Origin of the sequence: Falsiroseomonas tokyonensis (assembly GCF_019024325.1) — a bacterium.
Classification (GTDB): domain Bacteria; phylum Pseudomonadota; class Alphaproteobacteria; order Acetobacterales; family Acetobacteraceae; genus Falsiroseomonas; species Falsiroseomonas tokyonensis.
Genome location: NZ_JAFNJS010000002.1, coordinates 246,684 through 268,507, shown reverse-complemented (window position 1 = coordinate 268,507; position 21,824 = coordinate 246,684). Strand labels below are relative to the sequence as shown.

Annotated in this window: 27 protein-coding genes; 18 read left to right on the top strand and 9 right to left on the bottom strand. The window is 71.6% G+C overall.

Features of this window, described 5'->3' with window-relative positions; genetic code table 11:
• Positions 1 to 126: 126 nt before the first annotated feature.
• From J3S20_RS07420 to flgH, 4 genes are read left to right on the top strand one after another with little or no spacing between them, the layout of a single operon-like run.
• Positions 127 to 873 (top strand): flagellar hook-basal body complex protein, encoded by a 747-nt coding sequence (locus J3S20_RS07420; RefSeq protein ID WP_216835816.1) that lies wholly within the window; start codon positions 127 to 129, stop codon positions 871 to 873.
• Positions 874 to 918: 45 nt separating this feature from the next.
• Positions 919 to 1,704, top strand: coding sequence for a flagellar basal-body rod protein FlgG (flgG, locus tag J3S20_RS07415; RefSeq protein ID WP_216835815.1), 786 nt, complete (start codon positions 919 to 921; stop codon positions 1,702 to 1,704).
• 5 nt (positions 1,705 to 1,709) lie between these two features.
• A complete protein-coding gene (gene flgA, locus J3S20_RS07410) occupies positions 1,710 to 2,630 on the top strand; it encodes a flagellar basal body P-ring formation chaperone FlgA (RefSeq protein ID WP_216835814.1) in 921 nt (306 codons plus the stop codon).
• The gene (gene flgH, locus J3S20_RS07405; RefSeq protein WP_216835813.1) at positions 2,627 to 3,355 is read left to right on the top strand and encodes a flagellar basal body L-ring protein FlgH; all 729 of its coding nucleotides are present in this window, start codon (positions 2,627 to 2,629) and stop codon (positions 3,353 to 3,355) included. The genes flgA and flgH overlap by 4 nt, the downstream gene beginning before the upstream one ends.
• Before the next feature lie 5 nt (positions 3,356 to 3,360).
• Here the strand turns inward: flgH and J3S20_RS07400 are convergent, their stop codons facing one another.
• From J3S20_RS07400 to J3S20_RS07390, 3 genes are all read right to left on the bottom strand, one after another.
• Entirely contained in the window at positions 3,361 to 4,182 is an 822-nt protein-coding gene (locus J3S20_RS07400; RefSeq protein WP_216835812.1) for an alpha/beta fold hydrolase, read from the bottom strand.
• A 134-nt stretch (positions 4,183 to 4,316) separates the two neighbouring features.
• Positions 4,317 to 6,170 carry a TRAP transporter permease gene (locus J3S20_RS07395; protein ID WP_216835811.1) on the bottom strand — a complete coding sequence of 618 codons (1,854 nt, stop codon included), beginning with the start codon at positions 6,168 to 6,170 and terminating at the stop codon, positions 4,317 to 4,319.
• A 149-nt stretch (positions 6,171 to 6,319) separates the two neighbouring features.
• Positions 6,320 to 7,267, bottom strand: a complete 948-nt coding sequence (locus J3S20_RS07390) for a TAXI family TRAP transporter solute-binding subunit (protein WP_216835810.1) — start codon at positions 7,265 to 7,267, stop codon at positions 6,320 to 6,322.
• Between the two features lie 246 nt (positions 7,268 to 7,513).
• Here J3S20_RS07390 and J3S20_RS07385 point away from each other — a divergent pair, with 246 nt between their 5' ends.
• The gene (locus tag J3S20_RS07385; protein WP_216835809.1) at positions 7,514 to 8,242 is read left to right on the top strand and encodes an SOS response-associated peptidase; all 729 of its coding nucleotides are present in this window, start codon (positions 7,514 to 7,516) and stop codon (positions 8,240 to 8,242) included.
• 22 nt (positions 8,243 to 8,264) lie between these two features.
• The gene (rsgA, locus tag J3S20_RS07380) at positions 8,265 to 9,338 is read left to right on the top strand and encodes a ribosome small subunit-dependent GTPase A (protein ID WP_216835808.1); all 1,074 of its coding nucleotides are present in this window, start codon (positions 8,265 to 8,267) and stop codon (positions 9,336 to 9,338) included.
• A 36-nt stretch (positions 9,339 to 9,374) separates the two neighbouring features.
• On the opposite strand, the gene J3S20_RS07375 is transcribed toward rsgA, so the two are convergent.
• The 3 genes from J3S20_RS07375 to J3S20_RS07365 all read right to left on the bottom strand — a co-directional run bounded on the left by J3S20_RS07375 (position 9,375) and on the right by J3S20_RS07365 (position 10,734).
• On the bottom strand, positions 9,375 to 9,635 hold the full coding sequence (locus tag J3S20_RS07375; protein ID WP_216835807.1) for a hypothetical protein: 261 nt from the start codon (positions 9,633 to 9,635) through the stop codon (positions 9,375 to 9,377).
• Positions 9,636 to 9,758: 123 nt separating this feature from the next.
• The gene (gene dksA, locus J3S20_RS07370) at positions 9,759 to 10,172 is read right to left on the bottom strand and encodes an RNA polymerase-binding protein DksA (protein ID WP_216836391.1); all 414 of its coding nucleotides are present in this window, start codon (positions 10,170 to 10,172) and stop codon (positions 9,759 to 9,761) included.
• Positions 10,173 to 10,305: 133 nt separating this feature from the next.
• Positions 10,306 to 10,734, bottom strand: coding sequence for a flagellar assembly protein FliX (locus tag J3S20_RS07365; RefSeq protein WP_216835806.1), 429 nt, complete (start codon positions 10,732 to 10,734; stop codon positions 10,306 to 10,308).
• Between the two features lie 215 nt (positions 10,735 to 10,949).
• Between J3S20_RS07365 and J3S20_RS07360 the strand changes: the two genes are divergently transcribed.
• From J3S20_RS07360 to otnC, 12 genes are read left to right on the top strand one after another with little or no spacing between them, the layout of a single operon-like run.
• Entirely contained in the window at positions 10,950 to 12,059 is a 1,110-nt protein-coding gene (locus J3S20_RS07360; protein ID WP_216835805.1) for a flagellar basal body P-ring protein FlgI, read from the top strand.
• A complete protein-coding gene (locus J3S20_RS07355; RefSeq protein ID WP_216835804.1) occupies positions 12,059 to 12,451 on the top strand; it encodes a rod-binding protein in 393 nt (130 codons plus the stop codon). Before J3S20_RS07360 ends, J3S20_RS07355 begins: the two co-directional genes overlap by 1 nt.
• Positions 12,448 to 12,843 (top strand): hypothetical protein, encoded by a 396-nt coding sequence (locus tag J3S20_RS07350; RefSeq protein WP_216835803.1) that lies wholly within the window; start codon positions 12,448 to 12,450, stop codon positions 12,841 to 12,843. Before J3S20_RS07355 ends, J3S20_RS07350 begins: the two co-directional genes overlap by 4 nt.
• A 60-nt stretch (positions 12,844 to 12,903) precedes the next feature.
• Positions 12,904 to 13,470: a permease gene (locus tag J3S20_RS07345; RefSeq protein WP_216835802.1), complete on the top strand. Its 567-nt coding sequence runs from the start codon at positions 12,904 to 12,906 to the stop codon at positions 13,468 to 13,470.
• Entirely contained in the window at positions 13,467 to 13,979 is a 513-nt protein-coding gene (locus J3S20_RS07340; RefSeq protein WP_216835801.1) for a permease, read from the top strand. The genes J3S20_RS07345 and J3S20_RS07340 overlap by 4 nt, the downstream gene beginning before the upstream one ends.
• 48 nt (positions 13,980 to 14,027) lie before the next feature.
• On the top strand, positions 14,028 to 14,807 hold the full coding sequence (locus tag J3S20_RS07335) for a RibD family protein (RefSeq protein ID WP_216835800.1): 780 nt from the start codon (positions 14,028 to 14,030) through the stop codon (positions 14,805 to 14,807).
• A complete protein-coding gene (locus J3S20_RS07330) occupies positions 14,804 to 15,781 on the top strand; it encodes a zinc-dependent alcohol dehydrogenase (RefSeq protein WP_216835799.1) in 978 nt (325 codons plus the stop codon). Before J3S20_RS07335 ends, J3S20_RS07330 begins: the two co-directional genes overlap by 4 nt.
• 14 nt (positions 15,782 to 15,795) lie before the next feature.
• On the top strand, positions 15,796 to 16,194 hold the full coding sequence (locus J3S20_RS07325) for a 6-pyruvoyl trahydropterin synthase family protein (RefSeq protein WP_216835798.1): 399 nt from the start codon (positions 15,796 to 15,798) through the stop codon (positions 16,192 to 16,194).
• Positions 16,195 to 16,197: 3 nt separating this feature from the next.
• Entirely contained in the window at positions 16,198 to 17,238 is a 1,041-nt protein-coding gene (locus J3S20_RS07320) for a glycosyltransferase family 4 protein (protein WP_216835797.1), read from the top strand.
• A 1-nt stretch (position 17,239) separates the two neighbouring features.
• Positions 17,240 to 18,115: a class I SAM-dependent methyltransferase gene (locus J3S20_RS07315; protein WP_216835796.1), complete on the top strand. Its 876-nt coding sequence runs from the start codon at positions 17,240 to 17,242 to the stop codon at positions 18,113 to 18,115.
• A gap of 4 nt (positions 18,116 to 18,119) precedes the next feature.
• On the top strand, positions 18,120 to 19,379 hold the full coding sequence (gene otnK / locus J3S20_RS07310; protein ID WP_216835795.1) for a 3-oxo-tetronate kinase: 1,260 nt from the start codon (positions 18,120 to 18,122) through the stop codon (positions 19,377 to 19,379).
• Positions 19,372 to 20,007, top strand: a complete 636-nt coding sequence (otnC, locus tag J3S20_RS07305; protein ID WP_216835794.1) for a 3-oxo-tetronate 4-phosphate decarboxylase — start codon at positions 19,372 to 19,374, stop codon at positions 20,005 to 20,007. Before otnK ends, otnC begins: the two co-directional genes overlap by 8 nt.
• A gap of 1 nt (position 20,008) precedes the next feature.
• On the opposite strand, the gene J3S20_RS07300 is transcribed toward otnC, so the two are convergent.
• The 3 genes from J3S20_RS07300 to J3S20_RS07290 form a co-directional block, all read right to left on the bottom strand.
• Positions 20,009 to 20,479: a GNAT family N-acetyltransferase gene (locus J3S20_RS07300; RefSeq protein ID WP_216835793.1), complete on the bottom strand. Its 471-nt coding sequence runs from the start codon at positions 20,477 to 20,479 to the stop codon at positions 20,009 to 20,011.
• Between the two features lie 75 nt (positions 20,480 to 20,554).
• Positions 20,555 to 21,184, bottom strand: a complete 630-nt coding sequence (locus J3S20_RS07295; RefSeq protein ID WP_216835792.1) for a hypothetical protein — start codon at positions 21,182 to 21,184, stop codon at positions 20,555 to 20,557.
• A gap of 5 nt (positions 21,185 to 21,189) precedes the next feature.
• A complete protein-coding gene (locus tag J3S20_RS07290) occupies positions 21,190 to 21,591 on the bottom strand; it encodes a hypothetical protein (RefSeq protein WP_216835791.1) in 402 nt (133 codons plus the stop codon).
• Between the last annotated feature and the right edge of the window lie 233 nt (positions 21,592 to 21,824).

The window sequence follows — 21,824 nt, the reverse complement described above, 5'->3', positions numbered from 1 at the left end:
GATTCCTGCCCCGACCCGGCAGAAGCTGCATGGCCGGCGCCGCCCCCGACCCCCGCCCCGGCTGGCACGGGGCTTGCCCTCACCCCCCCGAACGCCGTCCCAGACCTTTCGCGGAGCCCGATTGCCATGGACAGCCCCGGCTATATCGTCCTGTCCCGCCTGGTGGCGCAGACCCGTGCCGCCACGGTCACCGCCAACAATATCGCCAATGCGGATACGCCGGGCTTCCGCGCCGCGCGGCCGCTGTTCGGCACGGTGCTGGAGCGGCAGCTGGATGCGCAGGTGCCGTCCGGCGGCCGCGACCTGGCCTTCGCGCAGGATCGCGCCACCTGGCGCGACACCATGCCGGGCGCCGTCGCCACCACCGGCAATCCGCTGGACCTGGCGCTCGGCACGCCGGAGGGCTTCTTCGCGGTGGAGACCCCGCGCGGCGAGCGCTTCACCCGCTCCGGCCGCTTCAGCCTGAACGGCGATGGCCAGGTGGTGACGGCGGAGGGTTTCGCGGTGCTGAACACCGACCGCCAGCCGATCCGCGTGGCGCAGGGCGACAGCCGCATCGAGGTGATGGGCGATGGCACGCTGCGCACGGAGAACGGCCCGGTCGGCCGGCTGCGCGTGGTCCGCTTCGCCGATCCGCAGCAGCTGAATGCCGAGGGCGACCGCCTCTATGCCGCGCCGGCCAGCCAACAGCCGGAGGCGGTGGACCGCCCCGGCGTGGTCCAGGGTGCGATGGAGGGCAGCAATGTCCGCCCGGTGATCGAGCTGACGCGGATGACCGAGGAGATGCGCGAATTCCAGTTCGTCGCGCAGATGGCGGAGAAGGAAGGCGAGCGCCTCGGCTCCGCCGTCGACCGCATCCTGCGGCGCCGGTGACATGGACCTTGAAGACCAGCGTGCTGCCGCGGGAGATTGAAGAAAATGCGTAGCCTGCACATCGCTGGGACCGGCATGATGGCCCAGCAGACGAACGTCGAGGTCATCTCCAACAACATCGCGAATATGAGCACCACCGGCTACAAGCGCCGGCGGGCCGAATTCCAGGACCTGATCTACCAGAACCTGCGCCGCGTCGGCAGTCAGTCCGCCGATACCGGCAGCGTGCTGCCGTCCGGCGCGCAGGTCGGCCTCGGCGTGAAGACCGGCGCGATCTACCGCATCTCCGAACAGGGCAACCTGTCGCAGACCGAGAACCGCTTCGACCTCGCCATCCGCGGCAATGGCTATTTCCAGATCACCCTGCCCTCCGGCGAGACCGCCTATACCCGCGACGGCACCTTCGCGCTGTCGCCCGAGGGCACGATCGTGACGGCGGATGGTTATGTGGTGCAGCCCGGCATCGCCATTCCGGCAGCGGCACGCGACGTCACCATCAATGCCAATGGCGAGGTGCTGGCCAAGCTGGATGGCCAGGTGGATCCGCAGAATGTGGGGCAGATCCAGCTCGCGATCTTCGCCAATGAGACGGGGCTGGAGGCGATCGGCGACAACCTGCTGCTGGCCTCCCCGGGTTCCGGCGCCGCGCAGCAGGGCGCACCCGGCGCGCCCGGCTTCGGCCAGGTGCTGCAGGGCTTCGTCGAGACCTCCAACGTCAATGTGGTGCAGGAGATCACCAACCTGATCACCGCCCAGCGGGCCTATGAGATGAACAGCCGCGTCATCTCGGCCAGCGACGAAATGCTCTCCACCCTGTCGCGGCTGCGGTGAAGGCCATGCGCATCCTGCCCCTGCTGCTGCTGGCCTTCGCGCAACCCGCCCTGGCGCAGGAGATGGCGCGGCTGCGCCCCTTCGCGATGGTGGAGGATGCGACGGTCAAGCTCGAGGACCTGTTCGAGGGGCTGGGCGCGCGCGGCGCCACGCCGCTCGGCCCCGCCCCCGCCCCCGGCCAGCAGCTGGTGGTGGAGGCCGCGCAGCTGGCAGCCATCGCGCGGCGCAACAACATCGCCTGGCGCCCCTCCGGCGGTGCCGATCGCGTGGTGCTGGACCGCCCCGGCCGCGCCCTGGCGCGGGAGGATGTGATGGAGCCGCTGCGCATCGCGCTGCGCGCGCAGGGGGCGGAGGAGGAGGCCGAGCTGGAGCTGCAGGCCTTCAACGCGCCGCTGATCCCGGCCGCTGCCTTTCCGCAGGTCGCCGTGGAGCAGGTGGTCTTCGACCCGGCGACGCAGCGCTTCGGCGCGAGCCTGGCGGTGATGGCGGAGGGCATGGCGACGCAGCGCCTGCGCGTGGCCGGCCGCGCCGTGGTGACGGCGGAGATGCTGGTGGCCGCGCGCCGCCTGGCGGCGGGCGAGGTGCTGCAGCCCGAGGATGTGCGGCTGCAGCGCGTGGCCGCCACCCAGCTGCGCCCGGGGGTTGCCAGCCGCGTGGATCAGGCCGTGGGCCAGGCGCTGCGGCGCCCGGCCGCGCCCGGCCAGCCGCTGATGATGGTGAACCTGTCGCAGCCCCTGGTGGTGGAGCGCGGCAGCACCGTGACCATGCAGTACGACATCCCCGGCCTGGCCGTGACCGCGCAGGGCCGCGCGATGGAAGGGGCGGCGCGCGGCGCCCTGGTGCCGGTGATGAACCTCGGCAGCCGAATCGTGGTGGAGGCACGGGTGATCGGGCCCGGCCGTGTCCGTGTGGAGTCCCGCCGATGACCCGTCTTCGCCTTCTGCTGCCGCTGCTGCTGGCGCTGCCGGCCTGCGAGCGCCTGTCCGAAATCGGCCGCGCCCCCGCCTTGGCGCCGGTCACCAGCCCCACCGCGGCGCCGGGCTACCAGCCCGTCAGCATGCCGATGCCGACGCCGCAGGCGCCGACCCATGGCGGCAACAGCCTTTGGCGCCCCGGCAGCCGGACCTTCCTGCGCGACCAGCGCGCCGCCTCGGTGGGGGACCTGATCACGGTGCTGGTCAGCATCCAGGATACCGCCCAGCTGCAGAACACCACGGAGCGTGAGCGCGAGGGCACCGATACGCTGGGCCTGCCGCGGCTGCTGGGGCTGGAAAGCTCCCTCACCCGCCTGCTGCCCAATACGATCGACCCCTCCGCGCTGGTGCAGACCAATGGCGCGCAGACCAGCAGCGGCGTAGGCACCATGCGGCGGACGGAAACGGTGACGCTGCGCCTGGCGGCCACCGTCACCCAGACGCTGCCGAACGGCAACCTCGTCGTCGCCGGCCGGCAGCAGGTGCGGGTGAACCATGAGCTGCGCGACCTGACCGTGACCGGCGTGATCCGGCCGCAGGACATCGCCAGCGACAATACGGTGAAGCACGACCGGCTGGCGGAGGCGCGCATCGCCTATGGCGGGCGGGGCACGCTGTCCGACGTACAGGCCCCGCGCTACGGGCAGCAGATCCTGGATACGATCCTGCCCTTCTAGGGGGTTCAGCTGCGCAGGAAGGCCAGCAGGTCCTGCGTCAGCCGGTCCTTGTGCGTGGCGGCCAGGGCATGCGGCGCGCCATCATACTCGATCAGCTGCGCCTGGCGGATGCCGCGCGCGGCGGGGCGGGCGGAGGCATCGATCGGCACGGTGGCATCCGCCGTGCCGTGGACGATCAGCGTCGGCACCGTGATGGCCGGCAGGTCGGGCCGGAAATCGGTGGTGGCGAAGGCGGCGGCGCAGGCCAGCGTCGGCTTCAGCCCGGCCAGCATCGCGGTCTGCACCGTCCAGTCCACCAGCTCGCTGCTCACCGGGCTGGAGAGCATGCCGACGCCATAGAACTGCTTGAAGAAGGCGGCGAAGAAGCCAGGCCGGTCGGCCTTCAGCTGCGCCAACATTTCGTCGAAGACGGATTGCGCCACGCCTTCGGGATTGTCCGGCGTCTTCAGCATATAGGGCACGACCGAGGCGATCAGCCCGGCCTGGCGCACGCTTTTGCCGCCGTGGCGGGACATGTAGCGCGCAATCTCGCCGCCACCCATGGAGAAGCCGATGATGGCGGCGTCCTGGGCCCCGGTCGCCTGCATCACATCGGCCAGGTCGTCGGCCAGCGTGTCGTAGTCGTAGCCCGTCCAGGGCTGCTCGGACCGGCCGAAGCCGCGGCGGTCATAGGCGATGACCTGGAAACCGGCCTCGGCCAGCGCCATCGCCTGGTCGTCCCAGCTATCGGCGGAAAGCGGCCAGCCATGGGTCAGCAGCACGGGGCGCCCGCTGCCCCAGATCTTGGCATAGAGCTGGGTGCCGTCGCGGGTCTTGATCTGCGGCATCGGGTCAGTCCTTGTGCTGGTGAGACGGAGGAACGCGGGCGGCGAGCCCGCGTTGCCCGCCGCTGCGCGCGGCGGAACAGTCGGGCCGCGCTGCGCTCCGCGGAACGGTCTGGCCGCGCTACGCGCGGTGGGGCTCAGGCCGCCGCGGTGGCGCGGCGGCGCTGCACCAGCTGCAGCAGCAGCACGCCGCCGCCGAAGAGGATGCCGATGCCATCGGTCCAGAGGCCGGGCTTGATCAGGGCCAGCGCCGCGACGAACAGCGCCACCCTCTCCCACATCGGCATGGGCCGGAGCAGGTAGGCGTGCAGGGACGCGGCCAGCAGCAGGCAGCCCGCCGTCGCGCTGGCCACCGCCAGCGCCACCTCGCCCCAGCTGCCGATCAGCAGCAGCGCCGGCTGGAAGACGAAGATGAAGGGCACGATGAAGCCCGCCGCGCCGATCTTCATCGCCGCCCAGCCGCTGCTCCACATATCCGTCTTGGCCAGCCCCGCCGCGGCGAAGACGGCCAGCGCCACCGGCGGCGTGATGGCCGAGAGGATGGCGAAGTAGAAGGCGAACAGGTGCGCCGCCGGCACCACCACGCCCATGGCGATCAGCGCCGGCACCAGCAGGGAGACCATGACGATATAGGCCGGCGTGGTCGGCATCCCCATGCCGAGGATGATGCCCGCCATCATGGTCAGCACCAGGGCGAAGATCAGGTTGTTGTCCGCCACATTCACCACGAGCTGGGTGAAGGTGATGCCGAGGCCGGTGAGCGCGATGAGCCCGATGACGATGCCCGCGCAGGCACACGCCATGGCGATGCCGAGCGCATTGCGCGCGCCATCCAGCAGCGCCTCCCACACGCCCAGGAAGCTGACGTGGTGGCGGCTGTTGGCGCGCAGCGCGGCGGCGGGGAAGCAGGCCAGTGTCGCGATCAGCGCCACCAGCGGCGCGGAATAGCCGGCAAACAGGCCGATGATGATGACCAGGATCGGCAGGAACAGGTGCCAGCTTTCCCGCATGACATTGCCGAGCTTCGGCACCTCATGCTCCGGCAGGCCGGCGAGGCCGGAGCGCTTCGCCTCGAAATGCACGGCGGCGAAGGTCGCGACGTAATAGAGCAGCGCCGGGATCAGCGCCCAGGTGATGACCTGCAGATAGCCGACGCCCAGGAACTCCGCCATGACGAAGGCGGCAGCGCCCATGATCGGCGGCATGATCTGCCCGCCGGTGCTGGCCACCGCCTCCACCCCCGCCGCGAATTGCGGCCGGAAGCCGCTGCGCTTCATCAGCGGGATGGTCACCTGCCCCGTCACCATCACATTGGCGACGGCGGAGCCGGAGACGGAGCCGAAGAGCGAGGAGGAGATCACCGCCACCTTGCCGGGACCGCCGCTGCTGCGCCCGGTCAGCGCCAGGGCGAAGTCCATGAACAGCTTGCCGACGCCCGACCGCTCCATGAAGGAGCCGAACAGCACGAAGATCACCACGAAGCCGGCGGAGACGCCCAGCGTGGAGCCGAAGATGCCGTCCGTCGTCAGGTACAGCTGGTCCAGCATGGCCAGCGCGCCGACATCGGTGAAGAAATAGGACCAGCTCAGGAAGACCAGCGCCGTGACCGGCAGTGCCCAGCCGATGACGCGGCGCGTCGCCTCCAGGATCAGGGCCACCAGCAGCCAGCCGCCGATCACATCGGCGGGACGCGGATCGTCGATATAGGGAATGCGGTTCACCAGCCAGTCGTAGTCGACGAACAGCCGGCCCACCGCCCAGATGGACAGCGCGCAGAGCAGCCAGTCCTCCGGCCCCGGCGCACGCTGCTCGGCATCCTTTCGCTGGCGCAGCGGGAACAGGATGAAGACCAGCGCCATCGCGAACAGCAGATGGGTGCCGCGGAAGATCACCGCCTCGGGCGGCGAGGCGGCGATGGCCCACATATGATAGACGGCCATGGCGGCCGCGACGGTGCCGGCCAACCAATGCATGGCGCGCGCGTAGCTCATCGCCGTGATTCCCGTATCCTGGACGCTGCGTAATCTTGTTGCGGGTCGGAAGCATCAGGGCCGGCGACGGTGCTGCCGCGGCAGCGCGTCATCCGGCCCTTCCTGTCATCTCGCGCGCCCAGCCGGGCCGGGCGCGCCTTGTCACGTTCTCAGCGGGACGCCGCTTCGCGGTAGAAGCGGGCCGCGCCCGGATGCATCGGCACGCCGATATCGGCCGCCGCCGTCGCCGGCGTGCTTTCGCGCATCGCGCTGACGATGTTGCGCAGCGTGTCCACGTTCTCCCACAGCAGCTTCACCATCTGGTACACCTGCTCCGGATTGCGGTCGCAGTTGGTGATCAGATGCGCCGTGTAGGTGATCTGCGTCGGCCTGCCCTGCTGCTGCGGATAGGTATCGGCCGGCAGCGGCGCGCCCTGGTAGCCGGGATTGATCTCCCGCATCCGGTCGACATAGCGGGACAGGTCGACGATCCGGATGTTGCGCGCACTCGCCAGGTCCATCACCGAGCTCGCCGGGATGGTGGTGCCGAGCGTGAAGACCTGCGCATGGCCGTCGCGCAGCAGGCCCACCGCATCCGTGTAGCTGGACTGGAAGCTGGCGCGGACATCGCTGTAGGACATGCCGGCCGCCTGCAGGATGTGCTGCGTCACCACCTCGGCCGTATTGCCGCGCGGCTGCAGCGCGATCGGCTTGCCGCGCATGTCCTCGATCGAGTTGATGCCGGAATCGGCCAGCGCGACCACCTGGAACCACTGCGGATAGAGCGAGCCGATGTTGCAGACATTGCTCACCGCCTCGGGGAAGGGTGCGCGGCCGGCCAGGCCGTCCACGGTGCTGATGGAATTGCCGAAGGCCACCTGCGCCCGGCCACCGCCGACGCCGCGGACATTGGCGACGCCCGCACCCGGCAGGGTCTGCACGGTCAGGCCGGGGATGGCGCGTTCCCAGATGTTCTTCAGCGCGCCGGCGATCGGCACCCAGGACCCGCCCTGCGGCCCGGTCATGAAGCGCAGCGTGTCCTGCTGCGCGGCGGCGGGGGTCGCCATTGCGACGGTGCCGAGCATGGCAAAGGCCGCGGCTGCGGTGCGAATGGTCATTGTCGTTCTCCCTGCGGTCTTGGTCGCCCTGTGGCTATTCCCGATGAGGCCAGCCCGGACAACCCCGGAAAGCGCCCGCAAGCCGTATTTTCGCCACAAATTCAGCAGGTTTTCGCCATATGGTGGATTGTTTGTATTTATAATACTTCCATGAGTTGCATCCGTGACATTCCCTTGACCCGCGTTTCCCGTCCGCGCGCAGGCAGGCTAGGCTGCCCACGGCCAGGAAAGGGAGCGCGCCGGCGGATGTGCGGAAGGTACCTGTTGCAGCGATCGCCTTCCGAACTGGCGCAGTTCTTCGCCACGACCAATCCCATCCCCAACCACGCCGCCTCCTGGAACATCGCCGTCACGCAGGACAGCCTGGTGGTGCGCCGGCATCCGGAAAGCGGCGAACGCCACCTGGACCGGCTGCGCTGGGGTCTGGTGCCGCGATGGGCCACGGATACGAAGGACGCGGCGAAGCTGATGAACGCCCGCGCCGATGGCATCGCCGAGAAACCCTCCTTCCGCGAGGCCTTCCGCAAGCGCCGCTGCCTGGTGCCGATGGATGCCTTCTACGAATGGAAGAAGGCCGAGGATGGCAGCAAGCAGGCCTATGCCGTGGCGCTGGCGAGCGGCGAGCCCATGGCGGTGGCCGGGCTGTGGGAGGGCTGGAAGCAGCCGGACGGCGCCTGGCTGCGCACCTTCACCGTCATCACGACGGAGGCGAATGAGAAGCAGGCCCTGGTGCATCACCGCATGCCCGTGGTGCTGCCCTTCGAGGTCTGGGATGCCTGGCTGGGCGAGGAACCGGCGGAGCCCGAGGACCTGCAGGAGCTTCTGGTGCCCTGCCCGGCGGAGGAGCTGCTGGCCTGGCCGGTCGACAACCGCGTCGGCAAGGTGACGGAAAACGACGCCCGCCTGCCCCGCCGCGACCCCACCGCCAGCCCGCCGCCCGAGCTGGACGACGCGCCGCCGGACTGGGTGGGCTGATGCCGGCGCGAGGGCCGGCCTCTTGATCGGGGCCTATGGCTGGTCCGAGTCCTGGGCGCAGGCCTTCGCCCCGCATGAAGCCGCCGGCCATATCCCCGGCCGCATCGTCGTGCAGCGGCGGGAGGCCGATCTGGTCGCGACCGACCTCGGCATCCTGGAGGCCCGGCTCTCCGGCCGGCTGCGGCATGCGGCGCGGCAGGCGGGCTATCCGGCGGCCGGCGACTGGGTGGCGCTGGCCGCCAAGCCCGACCAGGGCAGCGCCACCATCCATGCCGTGCTGCCGCGCCGCACCGCCTTCATCCGCCGGGCGGCGGACAGCCAGCAGACCCTGCAGGTGATCGCCGCCAATATCGACGTGGTCTTCGTCGTCACCTCGCTGAATGCGGACCTCAATCCGCGCCGGCTGGAGCGTTTCCTGGCCGCCGCCTGGCAGAGCGGCGCGCGGCCCGTGCTGGTGCTGACCAAGGCCGACCTGTCCGAGGCGCCGGAAGCCGCGGCGGCGGAGGTCGCGAAGCTGGCCGCCGGCTGCCCGGTACTGGTCGTCTCGGCGCGCCAGGGAATCGGGCTCGACGCCATCCGGGCGCAGATCCGGCCGGGCGAGACCTGCGTCCTGATCGGCTCCTCCGGCGTCGGCAAGTCCACGCTGGTGAACACCCTGCTGGGCGAGCAGCGGATGGCGACTCAGGAAATCCGCGCGGCCGATGCCCGCGGCCGCCACACCACCAGCGCCCGCCACCTGATCCTGCTACCCGGCGGCGGGCTGCTGCTGGATACGCCGGGCATAAGGGAGGTCGGGCTGGTCGAGGCCGAGGCCGGCCTCGGCACGGTCTTCGAGGATATCGAGCAGCTGGCCAGCCAATGCCGCTTCGGCGATTGCAGCCACACCACCGAGCCCGGCTGCGCGGTGCGCGCGGCGCTGGAGGCGGGCGCGCTGGATGCCGCGCGCTGGGCGCATTTCCGCAAGCTGGAGCAGGAGCTGGCCGAGGCCAGCGGGGCGCGGGACCGGGCGGCGCAGGCGATGCAGCGCCGCCGCCAGGCCTCGTCGCAGCGCGCCTATCGCGCCGGCAAGAAGGACCTGCTGGACCCCTCCGCCTGAGGCGGGACCACTCTGCCTGAGGCGGCGGCGCCGGCCTCAGGGCGGGCAGCGCATGGTCACGCCGTACGATACCCCCACGCCACCGGGCACATTGACGCTCGCGTTGCGGCTGGCCCCCGTGGTCGCGCGAATGGCATTGGTGGCCGTCACGCAGAGCAGGCTGCCTTCCGAATTCGGCGGAACGCCCCCAACGGCCGTCGTGAGCATGTGGATCCGGGCCTGGGCGACGACGCCGCCGAGGAGGATGCCGCCGGCGATGAAGCCGGCCGCGAAGATGGCGATGGGCGATGCCTGCATGGTGGGAAGCCTCCTGGACGCCCGATGTTGCCGGCGCCGCAGCCGCCCTGGCAATCCGCCGGTCGCCTATGGCAGCGATAGCCGCAACCTGTCGGGCCCGCCCGCCAGGCGAGCCTTCGGCGCTCAGTCGTCGCGGTGGACCCGCTCCATGCGCTCATGCCGCTCCTGCGCCTCGATGGACAGGGTGGCGATCGGGCGGGCCTCCAGCCGGCGCAGGCCGATCGGCTCCCCGGTCTCCTCGCAATAGCCGTAGGTCCCGTTCTCCACCCGCTCCAGCGCCTGGTCGATCTTGGAGATCAGCTTGCGGGCCCGGTCGCGGGTGCGCAGTTCCAGCGCGCGGTCGGTCTCCACGCTGGCGCGGTCGGTCAGGTCCGCCTCGATGATGCCGCCCTGGCCCATGGAGGTCAGGGTCTCCCCCGCCTCGCGCACCAGGTCGCTCCGCCACTTCAGCAGCTTCTGTCGAAAATACTCCAACTGGAGCGGGTTCATGAACTCTTCGTCGCTGCTCGGACGATAGTCCGGCGGCAAGGTTACCAGCATGGCAGGACTTCCCCAACTTTGCCGCCCAGGGCCCCGCGCCCGGGTGGCGAAAGCGGCCGGACCATAGTGGCGGCAATGGGGCGGGTGCAAGGCCTCGTTTCGGCGCAAGTTCCTGATCTGCGCGCGGTTTTCAGTTGGATGACGGTCGCGCGACGGTTCGGCGGGCCAACTCCAGCCGGGCGCGCAGCCGAACCTCGGCCAGCAGCGCGGCCAGCGCCGGCTCCACGCCCGGCTCCGGCGGCGCGGCCAGGCGCTCCAACCGCTCCAGCCGGGCGGCATCCCCGGCGGAGCCCCGCAGCAGGTCCAGCTGCAGCCCGCGCAGCTCCTCCAGCGCCCGGTTGGCGCGCTTGCGGCCCCGCTCGGCGGGCGCCTCGGGCGGCGCCGGGGTGCCGGATTCCTGCAGCGCCAGCAGCCCGGTCAGGTCGGCCGGGGCGCTGGCCGCCGGCGGGGCGGCGGTTTCCTCCGGCGTGCCGGGCAGGGCGAAGGCGGCGCCCGCGCGACGCGCCCTTCCCGCCTGCACGCCGCTGAACCCCGTCGGCCGCACCGGTCCCACCGTCATCGGCATTCTCCTCCGCCCAAATCTGCCGCCCAAATCTGCCGGCCAGTCGGCAGGCCCATCGGCAGCCCCTGCCCCGCCCCGGCAAATCCTGCCGCCTGGAACGCCCTGCGGACCGCCTCCGCCCTGGCACAGGGCTTGCGGAGGCACCCCCGCGCCCCTCCACCAGGATGGCGGCGGCGAGGAGGAGCAGTGTGGCGACAAAACCTTGCCTGAGGATGAGCGACCTGCGGCGCGGCCTGGCCGTGCTGCTGTTCATCCTGCTCCTCTCGCCGATGGGCGGCCTGGCCCAGGTGCGCATCAAGGACATCGCGGATGTCGAGGGCATGCGCGAGAACCAGCTGGTCGGCTACGGCCTGGTGGTCGGGCTGAACGGCACCGGCGACAAGCTGCGCAGCGCGGTCTTCACCCGGCAGTCGCTGATCGGCGTGCTGGAACGCCTCGGCGTGAACACGCGCGACCAGGAACGCCAGCTGGATACGCGGAACGTCGCGGCGGTGATGGTCACCGCCAATCTGCCCGCCTTCGCCCGCACCGGCAGCCGGATCGACATTTCCGTCTCCGCCCTGGGGGATGCCACGAACCTCACCGGCGGCATGCTGCTGGTCACCCCTCTGCTGGCCGCGGATGGGGAGGTCTATGCGGTGGCGCAGGGGCCGATCGTCACCGGCGCGGTGTCCGCCCGCGGCGCCGCCGGCTCCGTCACCCGCGGCGTGCCGACCGCCGGCCGGATCGCCAATGGCGCGACGGTGGAACGCGAGGTGGCCTACAGCTTTGCCGGCGGCGACCGGCTGCGCCTGTCGCTGCGCAACCCGGACCTGACCACGGCGCGGCGCATCGCCGCCGTCATCAATGGCAGCACCGGCGGCAATCCGGCGACGGCCACCGACCCGCGCACCGTCAGCGTCAGCCTCACCGGGCGCGACTCGGTCGCCTTCATCGCCCAGATCGAGCAGCTGCGCGTGCAGCCGGACCAGATCGCCCGGGTCGTCATCGAGGAAGCCTCCGGCACCATCGTCATGGGCGCCAATGTGCGGCTGTCCACCGTGGCCATCGCCCAGGGCAACCTGACCATCCGCATCACGGAAACGCCGCAGGTGGTGCAGCCCAATGCGCTGGCCGGCGGGCAGACCGCGGTGGTGCCGCGCACCAATGTGGAGGTGGACGACCAGGCGGACCGACGCCTCGGCATCCTGCGCGGCGGCGTGACGCTGGAGGAGCTGGTGCGCGGGCTGAACGGCCTGGGCGTCGGGCCGCGCGACATGATCACCATCCTGCAGACCATCAAGGCGGCCGGCGCGCTGCAGGCCGAGTTGGAGGTGCGCTGATGAGCATCCCCCCCCCGCGCGCCACCGCCGCCCCTGCCCCGCTGGCCACGCCGCGCGGCAATCAGAACCCGGCCGGGCTGCGGCGCGCGGCCCAGGATTTCGAGGCCCAGGCCCTCGGCGCGCTGCTGCAGCCGATGTTCCAGGGGCTGGACACCAAGGCCCCCTTCGGCGGCGGCGCGGCGGAGGGCCAGTGGCGCCCGATGCTGGTCGACGCCATCGCCAAGGACCTGGCCAAGGCCGGCGGCCTCGGAATCGGAGAGGCGGTGCTGCGCGAGCTCACCCGCCTCGCCGGACAAGACCCGGCGGCACAAAGCCACGCCCGCCAAAACCACGGCACCCAAAACGGCACGACACGCTCCCCCACCGCCACCCCGGAAGGATCTTCCCCATGATGCAGCCGCTGATCGTCGCTGCCCAACGCCTGACCGAGGCGCTGCGCGCCGAGAACGAGGCACTGGCCCGACTCGACCTGACCTCCGCCGCCGCCCTGGCGCGGCCGAAGCAGCAGGCCTCCGACGCCTTCGCCGCCGCCTATGACGCGGCCAGCCGTACCGACAGCAAGGCGCAGGGCGCCGATCGCGCCCGGGTGGAGGAGCTGGCGCTGCGGCTGCGCGACCTGGGCGCGGAGAATCGCCGCCTGCTGGAACGCGCCATCGACCTGCAGTCGCGCGTCATCGAGACCATCGCCGGCGCCACCCGCCCCTCGGGTCCCGGCACCTATGGCGACCGCGGGCTGCACCGCGACGGGCGGCATGCGCCGCTGTCGCTCTCCGCCCGCGCCTGACTCTGTCACGGCGGGGCCGCTTGCCGGATCGCATGCGGGGGCGCAGCTTGGCGTCCCCGCATGCTCCGCCGCAACGCAACATTCCTGGTTATTTCCGCCCTGACCCTGGCCTCCGCCCTCGCGGTCTGGTGGCTGCGCGGCTGGGCTGCCGTGCAGCATGCGCTGGGCGCCACCTGGGACCTGATCCTGACCGTGCTGCCCTCCATCCTCGGCGGGCTGCTGCTTTCTGCCGCGCTGCGCCAGCTGGTGCCGCCCGGCGCGCTGGCCCGCTGGATGGGGGCCGAGAGCGGGCTGCGCGGGCTGCTGGTGGCGACCGCCGCAGGCATGGCCATGCCGGGCGGGCCGGTGGCTGCCTTTCCCGTCGTGCTGGTGCTGGCCCAGGCCGGGGCCGATCGCGGCGCGCTGATCGCCTTCGTGCTCGCCTGGTCGCTGAACGGCTTCCAGCGCATCGTCGTGTGGGAATTGCCGATCCTCGGGCATGACTTCGCCCTGCTGCGCCTGCTCTGCGGCCTGCCGCTGCCGATCCTGGCCGGGCTGATCGCGCGCTGGCTGCCGATCCGCTGGAGCCCCGCGGATGCGCCCGGCATGCAGGGCGTGGCCACCACGCGGCCGGACCGCGCGGCATGAGCTTCGGCGTGATCGCCATCTGGGTGGTGGCGCTCGGCGCGCTGGCCATGTGCCTGCGGCGCAGCCCGGCGCTCGGCCGTCGCGCGGTGGCGGATGCGGGCGGCGCGCTGTGGCGCGTGCTGCCGGTGATGCTGATGGCGCTGCCCATGGCCGCCTTCATCGCGGAGCTGATCCCGGCCGGCTGGGCGGAACAATGGCTGGGCCCGGATAGCGGCTTCGTGGGCGTGGTGCTGGCCTCGCTGGCCGGCGGCATGCTGCCGGGCGGGCCCTTCGTGACCTTCCCGCTGGTGCTGGGCTTCCTGAAGGCGGGCGCGGGGCCGGCGCAGATGGTGGCGCTGATCTCCGGCTGGGCGATCCTTGGCATGCATCGGACCCTGGCCTGGGAACTGCCGATCCTCGGCGGCCGGTTCATCGTGCTGCGGCTGATGGCGAGTTTTGCGCTGCCGCTGCTGGCCGGCATGGCGGCGGAGCTGCTGCTGCCGCTGTTCCCGGGGGCGTCGCTGCGCTGAGGCGCGAGTTGCCGCAATCCTGCCGCTTCGGCATAGCATCCCCCGCAGATGACAGACGCAGCCCTCGCCACCGAAACCGCCGACTGGAACGCGCTGCTGGCCGCGCGCGCCGACGGCGCCGTGCCGCCCGGCACGCTCGGCCAGCTCTTCGCGCCGCTGCTGACGCCGCCCACGGCGCCCGATGGCTGCATCGTGATCGGCCGTCTGGCGCAGACGCTGGATGGGCGCATCGCCTGCGACAACGGGTCCAGCCAATGGATCGGCGGGCGCGGCGATATCCTGCACACGCATCGCCTGCGCGCGCTGTGTGACGTGGTGCTGGTCGGCGCCGGCACCGTGCATCACGACGATCCGCGGCTGACAACCCGCGAAGTGACCGGCCCGAACCCGGTGCGCGTGGTGCTGGACCCGCAGCGCCGCCTGCCCGCCACGCACAAGGTTTTTTGTGACAATGCGGCGCCTACCCTGCTGGTGGCCAGCACGCCCGGCGCCGCGACGCATGGCCAGGCGGAGGTGCTGGTGCAGCCGGACCTGCCCGGCCTGCTGCGCGACCTCGCCGCGCGCGGACTGACAAAAATTTTCGTCGAAGGCGGCGGGCGCACCGTCTCCGCCTTCCTGGCGGCCGGCCTGCTGGACCGGCTGCACCTGACCGTGGCCCCCATCATCCTGGGCTCCGGCATCCCCGCCTTTTCCCTGCCGCCGGCGAACCGCATCGCCCAGGGGCTGCGTTTCGAATGGACCCCGCACCGCATAGGCGAGGATATGCTCTTCGACATCGCCCTCGGCCGCGCGCGGCCTGGCATCTGCTCTGAAGGTTCCGCGCCATGAAGGCCCAGGCTCTCTGGATCACCGCCCCCTTCCAGGCCGAGCTGCGCGGGCAGGAGCTGGACGTGCCAGGCCCCGACCAGGCGCTGGTCGTCACCCACGCCTCCGGCATCTCGCGCGGCACCGAACGCCTGGTCTTCGCGGGCCACGTGCCCGAAAGCCAATGGCCGGCGATGCGTGCGCCGCTGCAATACGGCGAGTTTCCGGCACCGCTCTCCTATGGCTATGCCGCGGTCGGCACGGTGAAGGCCGGGCCCGCGCATCTGCACGGCAAGCGCGTCTTCTGCCTGCACCCGCACCATGATGCCTTCGTGGCGCCCGCCGGCATGTGCATCCCCATCCCCGATGCCGTGCCGGACCGCCGCGCGGTGCTCGGCGCGAATATGGAAACCGCGGTGAACATCCTGTGGGATGCGCGGCCGCTGGTCGGGGAGCGGGTGCTGGTGGTCGGCGCCGGCGTGGTGGGGCTGCTGGTCACCTTCCTGCTTGGCCGCATCCCCGGCCTCGACCTGCATGTCTGCGACCTCGACGCCTCCCGCGCCGAGCTGGCGCAGTCCTTCGGCGCGACCTTCTGTGCGCCGGCGGAGGCGCCCGCGGAACGCGACCTGGTGATCCATGCCTCGGCCAGCGCGGAAGGCCTGCGCCTGGCGCTGTCGCGCTGCGGCTTCGAGGGGCGCGTGGTCGAGGCCTCCTGGTTCGGCGACAAGTCCTGCGAGCTGCCACTGGGCGAGGCCTTTCATTCGAAACGCCTGTCGCTGATCTCCACCCAGGTCGGCCATGTCGCCCCCGCGATGCGCGGCCGCCGCACGCATGGGGAACGCCTCGCGCTGGCCCTGTCGCTGCTGGACGATGCGCGCCTCGATGCGCTGCTCGGCCCCGACACGGCGTTTTCCGACCTGCCGGAGGCCTATGGCGCCTTGCTGTCGCCACCATCGGGCGCACATCAACCGCTCTGCCCCGTCGTCACCTATCTATAAGAGTGAGTGTGCGCATGTTCAGCCTGACCGTCGTCGATCACATCATGATCGCCCATTCCTTCCGCGGCGAAGCCTTCGGCCCCGCCCAGCGGCTGCATGGCGCGACCTTCATCGTAGAGGCGGAGTTCCGCGCGCCGCAGCTGGATGACCTGCATCTGCTGGTCGATATCGGCCTGGCGAAGGATCACCTGCGCGCCATCCTTGCGCCGCTGGACTACCGCAACCTCGATGCCGAGGAGGTTTTTGCGGGCAAGAACACCACCACCGAATATCTCTGCCTGCATATCCACGGGCTGCTGGCCAAGGCCTGCCGGGATGGCGTGCTGGGCGATGGCGGCCGCGCGGTGACCGGCCTGAAGATCCTGCTGCGCGAAAGCCACGTCGCCTGGGCCGCCTTCGAGGGACCTGTCTGACCTGTGGATATCGCCTTTCTCGTCCCCGCCCCCTTCGACGCCATTTCGGGCGGCTACGGCTATGACCGCCGCCTGGTCGCCGGCCTGCGCGCCCAGGGCCATGCCGTGCAGGTGATCGAATTGCCCGGCGTGCATCCGCTGCCGGATACCGAGGCGCTGGCCGGCGCCCGCGCGGCGCTGGACGCCGTGCCGCCCGATGCGCGCATCATCATCGACGGCCTCGGCCTGCCCGCCTTCCAGCCGCAGCTGGAGGAATTGGTGCAGCGAAAGGCGGTCGGGCTGATCCACCACCCGACCGCGCTGGAACACGGCAATCCCGGCCCGGTGCGCGATGCGCTGCGCGCGGCGGAACAGGCGATGTTCCCGGCCTTCGCCCGCCTCGTCGCCACCAGCCCGCTGACCGCACGCCGCCTGCCGCCGGAATTCGGCGTGGAGGAAGCGCGCATCGGCGTGGTGGAGCCGGGCACCGATCCGGCGCCGCGCAGCACCGGCTCCGGCGGGCCGGGCTGCGCCATCCTCACCATCGGCACGCTGGTGCCGCGCAAGGGGCATGACGTGCTGCTGCGGGCGCTCGGCGGACTTTCCGACCTGGACTGGACGCTGACCATCGTCGGCCCGCCGCGCGATGCGGTGCATGCGGATGGCCTGCGCGCTTTGGCGGAGGAGCTGGGCCTGGCGAACCGCGTCACCTTCGCCGGCGAGGTTTCGGGTGCGCAGCTGGACGCGCTCTGGGCTGGCGCGGACCTGTTCGCGCTGGCGACGCATTGGGAGGGCTATGGCATGGCCGCGGCCGAGGCGCTGGCGCGCGGCCTGCCCGTGGCCATCACCGCCGGCGGCGCGATCGCGGAGGTGGTGCCGGTGGCGGCGGGCGTGATCTCCCCGCCCGGCGACGTGGTCTCGCTCGGCAAGGCGATGCGCCGCGTGATCTTCGACACCGACCTGCGCGCGGAAATGGCGGAGGCCGCCTGGGCCGCCGGCCAGAAGCTGCCGCGCTGGGAGGATCGCGCGACGGCCTTCCTCGCCGAACTCGACAAGGCAGGCTGACATGGCCGAGAGCTTCGATGGCGACTGGCTGGAATTGCGCGAGCCGCATGACGGCGCCGCACGCAACCTGGCGCTCGCCGAGCAACTGGCCGCCGCCCTGCCGGCGCGGCCGCGGCTGCTGGATCTCGGCGCCGGCACCGGGTCCCTGATGCGCTGGATGGCGCCCATCATCGGCCGCGCCCAGGCCTGGACGCTGGTGGATGCGGATGGCGGGCTGCTGTCGCGCGCCTTCACCACCACGGCCGCCTTCGCCGAGGACCAGGACTGGCCCGCCACCTTCGCCAATCGCAAGACGCTGCTGGTGCATGCGCCCGGCGGCGCCTGGCGGATGGAAGGGCTGATCGCCGATCTGCGCGAGGCGCCGCAGGGCCTGCCGCTCGGCCAGGTGGATGCGGTGGTGAACACCGCGCTCTGCGACCTCGTCTCCGAGGATTGGGTCTCGCGCATGGCCGCCGGCTGCGCGAAGCACCGGCTGCCCTTCTATGCCGCGCTGAACGTCACCGGCCGCGAACGCTTCGACCCGCCGCACCGGGCCGATGCGCTGGTAGCCCGCGGCTTCGCCCGCGACCAGCTACGCGACAAGGGATTCGGTGGCATCGCGCTGGGCGCCCGCGCGCCGGGCGTGATCGCGGCGGCCTTCGCGGCGCACGGTTACAGCGTGCAGCGCGCGCCGAGCGACTGGCGGATTCCGCGCCAGGACCCCGAGATGGTGGCGCAGCTCGCCAGCGGCCATGCCCAGGCCGCCATGGGCCAGCTGCGCCGCGACCGAAGCCGGATCCTGCATTGGGCCGTGGACCGCCGCGCCCAGGCCGGCCTCGCCCGCCTTTCCGCCCGCATCGGCCATGCCGATGTGCTATGCCTGCCGCCCAAGGAATAGAGACATGCCCCTGCTGCTCGGCTGCATCGCCGACGATTTCACGGGCGCGACCGACCTCGCCTCCATGCTGGTGAAGCACGGCATGGCGACGGTGCAGGTGATCGGCGTGCCAGACGGTCCGCTGCCCGAGGCCGATGCGATCGTCGTCGCGCTGAAGTCGCGTACCACGCCGGCGGCGGAGGCCGTGGCCGAGAGCCTGGCGGCGGCGGAGGCGCTGCTGGCCGCAGGCGCGAAGCAGCTGTTCTTCAAATACTGCTCCACCTTCGACAGCACCGATGCCGGCAATATCGGCCCCGTCGCGGATGCGCTGCTGAAGCGCCTCGGCGCCGGCTTCGCCCTGGCCTGCCCGGCCTTCCCCGCCAATGGCCGCAGCATCTACCAGGGGCACCTGTTTGCCGGGGCGCATCTGCTGAACGAGAGCGGCATGGAGAACCATCCGCTGACGCCGATGCGCGACCCCAACCTGGTGCGCGTGCTGGGCCGGCAGACGGAGGGCTCGGTGGGGCTGGTGCCCTTCGCCGTGGTGGAACAGGGCGCGCATGCCATCCGCGACGCCATGACCCGCCTGGCCGAGGGCGGCCGGCGCTATGCCATCGTCGATGCGGTGACGGATGCGCATCTGGTCGCGATCGGGGAAGCCGCGGCGAGCCATCCGCTGATCACCGGCGGCTCCGGCATCGCCATGGGCCTGCCGGCCAATTTCCGCGCGCGCGGCCTGCTGCCGCTGCGACCCGACGCCGCGGACCTGCCGCCCGCCAAAGGTTTCTGCGCGGTCGTCGCCGGCAGCTGTTCGCGCGCCACGCTCGGCCAGATCGGCTTTGCCCGCGACCACGCGCCTGTGCTGGAGCTCGATGTGCTGGCAACCCCCGATGCCGCCGCGCTGGCGGCGCAGGCCCTGTCCTGGACCGAGGGCAAGCTGAATGCCGAGACACCGGTGGTGATCGCCGCCAGCGCGCCGCCCGAGAAGGTGGCGGCGCTGCAGGCGAAGGTCGGGCGGGACGCTGCCGGCGCGCTGGTGGAACACGCGCTGGCGGCCGTGGCGCAGGGGTTGGTGGCACGTGGCGTCGGCCGGCTGGTGGTGGCGGGTGGCGAGACTTCGGGCGCCGTGGTCTCCGCGCTCGGCGTGCGGCAGCTGCGCATCGGTGCCGAGATCGACCCCGGCGTGCCCTGGACCTTTGCGGAGCCTGCCGGGATTCATCTGGCCCTGAAGTCCGGCAATTTCGGTGCCCGCGACTTCTTCCTGAAGGCCTTCGCCCATGTCTGAAGAGGCCGCCCGCACCCAGCTCGTCGAACTCGCCAAGAGCCTGTTCGAGCGCGGCTACAGCGTCGGCACCGCGGGCAATATCAGCGTGCGGCTGCCGGACGGCTATCTGATGACGCCCACCAATTCCTGCCTCGGCCGGCTGGAGGCGGGGCGGATCAGCAAGCTCGCCCCGGATTGGGCGCATCTCTCGGGCGACAAGCCGTCCAAGGAGGTCTTCCTGCATCGCGCCGTGCTGGATGCGCGGCCGGAGGCGGGGGCGGTGGTGCATCTGCACAGCACCCACGCCACCGCCATCTCCTGCCTCGCGCCGGAAGGCGGCGATGCCGAGATCCCGCCGCTGACGCCCTATTTCGTCATGCGCATCGGCCGCCGCCTGCCCTGCGTGCCCTACTACCGACCCGGCGATGCGGCGATGGAACCGGCCGTGCATGAGGCCGCGCGCGCGGCCAAGGCACTGCTGCTGGCGAACCACGGCCCCGTCGTCTCCGGCGCCACGCTGGCCGAAGCGGTGCATGCGGCGGAGGAGCTGGAGGAGGCCGCGCGCCTCGCGCTGCTGCTGCGCGGCGTGCCCGGCGTGCGGAGCCTGAACGCGGAACAGGTGGACGACCTGCTGCGGACCTTCGGCTGACTCACAGCGAGGCGGCCGGGTCGATCCGCACCACATAGCTGCGCCAGTCGGCGCGGGTCGCGATGCGGTCATAGAGCGCGATGGCGGCGACATCGCCCTCCGGCACGATCCAGCGCAGATGGCTCCAGCCACGCGCCTGGCCCTGCTCCACGGCGGCGGCGATCAGCGCGCGGGCGAGGCCGCGGCCCCGCGCTTCCGGCCGCACGAACAGGTCGTCGAGCATGCCGCAATGGCGGGCGAAGACCACCTCCGGCAGGTCGAAGAGAATGGCGAAGCCGAGCGGCGCGCCGGCCGCATCCTCGGCCAGCAGCACCTCCGCCACCGGATGCGCGGCCAGCAGCGCGGCCTGGGCCTCCGGCGCCGCCGTGACGGCGCCGTTGAGCACGCCGCGCATCTCCGCCGCATAGAGGGCCAGCAGCGGCGCCAGGCGATGCCGCTGGTCGCGCGGCAGGGCGATGATGCGAGGGGTCATGCGTGGGGCCTCGGACGCGAAAAGGGCGCCGCCCGCAAGCGGACGACGCCCTTTCGCCGGGATGGCAGGTAAGGCTTAGGAAGCGGCCTCGGGCGTCGCGGCCGGCGCGTCGGAGGCAGCAGCCGCAGCGGCGGCGGCCTTCTTCGCGGCGCGGGTCGCCGCACCCTTGCGGGCGGCTTCCGAACGGGCGGAGGACGCGGCCTTGGCGGCGGCGGTCGGCGAAGGCTTGCGCGGCGCGGCGGCCTTCTTCGGAGCAGCCTTCTTCGGCGCAGCGGCCTTCTTCGGCGCGGCCTTCCTGGCAGCCGGCTTCTTGGCAGCGGCGGCCTTCTTCGGCGCGGCAGCCTTCTTCGGCGCGGCCTTCTTGGCAGCCGGCTTCTTGGCAGCAGCGGCCTTCTTCGGCGCGGCGGCCTTCTTAGGCGCGGCCTTCTTCGCGGCCGGCTTCTTGGCAGCGGCGGCCTTCTTCGGCGCGGCCTTCTTGGCAGCCGGCTTCTTGGCGGCAACGGCCTTCTTCGGCGCGGCCTTCTTCGCGGCCGGCTTCTTGGCAGCGGCGGCCTTCTTCGGCGCGGCCTTCTTCGCGGCCGGCTTCTTCGCCGCAGGCTTCTTCGCGGCCGGCTTCTTCGCCGTCTTGCGGGCGGCGGCCATCGCCATCGGCTGGGCGCGCGACGCGGCCTCTTCGGTCGCGATGGTCTCGTTGATGTCGGTCATGTTGGTCAGGATCTCCGCTTCGTTCCGGTGATTGGTGTTCCGCTGGTGCTGGCGGGGCTGCCCGGCTCGCGCCGCGCCGCACCCCACAAAGTCAGGTTGGAACCTGCGGTTCCGAGGTCGGCACGAATCCCGTATCGCGCCGTGCCACGTCCTGCCGCCGTCCGTCTCGCGCCGGTGCCGGTGAAAGGCGCCCGCGCTGCGGCGCTCTGCCGCATCGCATGGCGCGCGGCGCCCTGCCGCATTGCGTGGCGCGCGACGGAATGCCGCGCGACGCCTTCCCCGACCACTCTCCCGCCGCAAGGCGGCATCACGATGGCGCCTTGTGGCAGCGCCAGGGTGATGTCCTGCGACGGTGCGGGACGCGGCGTGCGATGCACGATCCTTTGCCCCACGAGCCTGCGGTCCATGGACCGATCCTTCCTGCTGCGCACCTCGCTGTCGCGATGCGCAGCGTTCTGTCGCGTAATCTGGCGGCGGAAGCTGCGCGAATCGCGTCAAGCGATGCGTGCATCGTCACGCTATCCGTGTGTGCAACCTGCCTGTCAAACGGAATCGCACGAAAGCGGTGCAGGCTTGTGCATCCGCTGTGCACGAAGCGCGGCGCAGGATGCGGGAAGGACGCCGCGCGATGCCCATCGCG

What these genes read in the sequence shown, in the direction of transcription:
- otnK (WP_216835795.1), top strand. Translation starts at nt 18,120, where the DNA reads ATGCCCCTGCTGCTCGGCTGCATCGCCGACGATTTCACGGGCGCGACC.
- J3S20_RS07315 (WP_216835796.1), top strand. Translation starts at nt 17,240, where the DNA reads ATGGCCGAGAGCTTCGATGGCGACTGGCTGGAATTGCGCGAGCCGCAT.
- J3S20_RS07345 (WP_216835802.1), top strand. Translation starts at nt 12,904, where the DNA reads ATGCTCCGCCGCAACGCAACATTCCTGGTTATTTCCGCCCTGACCCTG.
- J3S20_RS07300 (WP_216835793.1), bottom strand. Translation starts at nt 20,479, where the DNA reads ATGACCCCTCGCATCATCGCCCTGCCGCGCGACCAGCGGCATCGCCTG.
- J3S20_RS07375 (WP_216835807.1), bottom strand. Translation starts at nt 9,635, where the DNA reads ATGCAGGCATCGCCCATCGCCATCTTCGCGGCCGGCTTCATCGCCGGC.
- J3S20_RS07390 (WP_216835810.1), bottom strand. Translation starts at nt 7,267, where the DNA reads ATGACCATTCGCACCGCAGCCGCGGCCTTTGCCATGCTCGGCACCGTC.
- J3S20_RS07355 (WP_216835804.1), top strand. Translation starts at nt 12,059, where the DNA reads ATGAGCATCCCCCCCCCGCGCGCCACCGCCGCCCCTGCCCCGCTGGCC.
- flgG (WP_216835815.1), top strand. Translation starts at nt 919, where the DNA reads ATGCGTAGCCTGCACATCGCTGGGACCGGCATGATGGCCCAGCAGACG.
- J3S20_RS07335 (WP_216835800.1), top strand. Translation starts at nt 14,028, where the DNA reads ATGACAGACGCAGCCCTCGCCACCGAAACCGCCGACTGGAACGCGCTG.
- J3S20_RS07365 (WP_216835806.1), bottom strand. Translation starts at nt 10,734, where the DNA reads ATGACGGTGGGACCGGTGCGGCCGACGGGGTTCAGCGGCGTGCAGGCG.
- J3S20_RS07325 (WP_216835798.1), top strand. Translation starts at nt 15,796, where the DNA reads ATGTTCAGCCTGACCGTCGTCGATCACATCATGATCGCCCATTCCTTC.
- J3S20_RS07295 (WP_216835792.1), bottom strand. Translation starts at nt 21,184, where the DNA reads ATGACCGACATCAACGAGACCATCGCGACCGAAGAGGCCGCGTCGCGC.
- J3S20_RS07385 (WP_216835809.1), top strand. Translation starts at nt 7,514, where the DNA reads ATGTGCGGAAGGTACCTGTTGCAGCGATCGCCTTCCGAACTGGCGCAG.
- J3S20_RS07350 (WP_216835803.1), top strand. Translation starts at nt 12,448, where the DNA reads ATGATGCAGCCGCTGATCGTCGCTGCCCAACGCCTGACCGAGGCGCTG.
- otnC (WP_216835794.1), top strand. Translation starts at nt 19,372, where the DNA reads ATGTCTGAAGAGGCCGCCCGCACCCAGCTCGTCGAACTCGCCAAGAGC.
- J3S20_RS07330 (WP_216835799.1), top strand. Translation starts at nt 14,804, where the DNA reads ATGAAGGCCCAGGCTCTCTGGATCACCGCCCCCTTCCAGGCCGAGCTG.
- flgA (WP_216835814.1), top strand. Translation starts at nt 1,710, where the DNA reads ATGCGCATCCTGCCCCTGCTGCTGCTGGCCTTCGCGCAACCCGCCCTG.
- J3S20_RS07400 (WP_216835812.1), bottom strand. Translation starts at nt 4,182, where the DNA reads ATGCCGCAGATCAAGACCCGCGACGGCACCCAGCTCTATGCCAAGATC.
- J3S20_RS07360 (WP_216835805.1), top strand. Translation starts at nt 10,950, where the DNA reads ATGAGCGACCTGCGGCGCGGCCTGGCCGTGCTGCTGTTCATCCTGCTC.
- J3S20_RS07395 (WP_216835811.1), bottom strand. Translation starts at nt 6,170, where the DNA reads ATGAGCTACGCGCGCGCCATGCATTGGTTGGCCGGCACCGTCGCGGCC.
- J3S20_RS07290 (WP_216835791.1), bottom strand. Translation starts at nt 21,591, where the DNA reads ATGGACCGCAGGCTCGTGGGGCAAAGGATCGTGCATCGCACGCCGCGT.
- J3S20_RS07340 (WP_216835801.1), top strand. Translation starts at nt 13,467, where the DNA reads ATGAGCTTCGGCGTGATCGCCATCTGGGTGGTGGCGCTCGGCGCGCTG.
- J3S20_RS07420 (WP_216835816.1), top strand. Translation starts at nt 127, where the DNA reads ATGGACAGCCCCGGCTATATCGTCCTGTCCCGCCTGGTGGCGCAGACC.
- flgH (WP_216835813.1), top strand. Translation starts at nt 2,627, where the DNA reads ATGACCCGTCTTCGCCTTCTGCTGCCGCTGCTGCTGGCGCTGCCGGCC.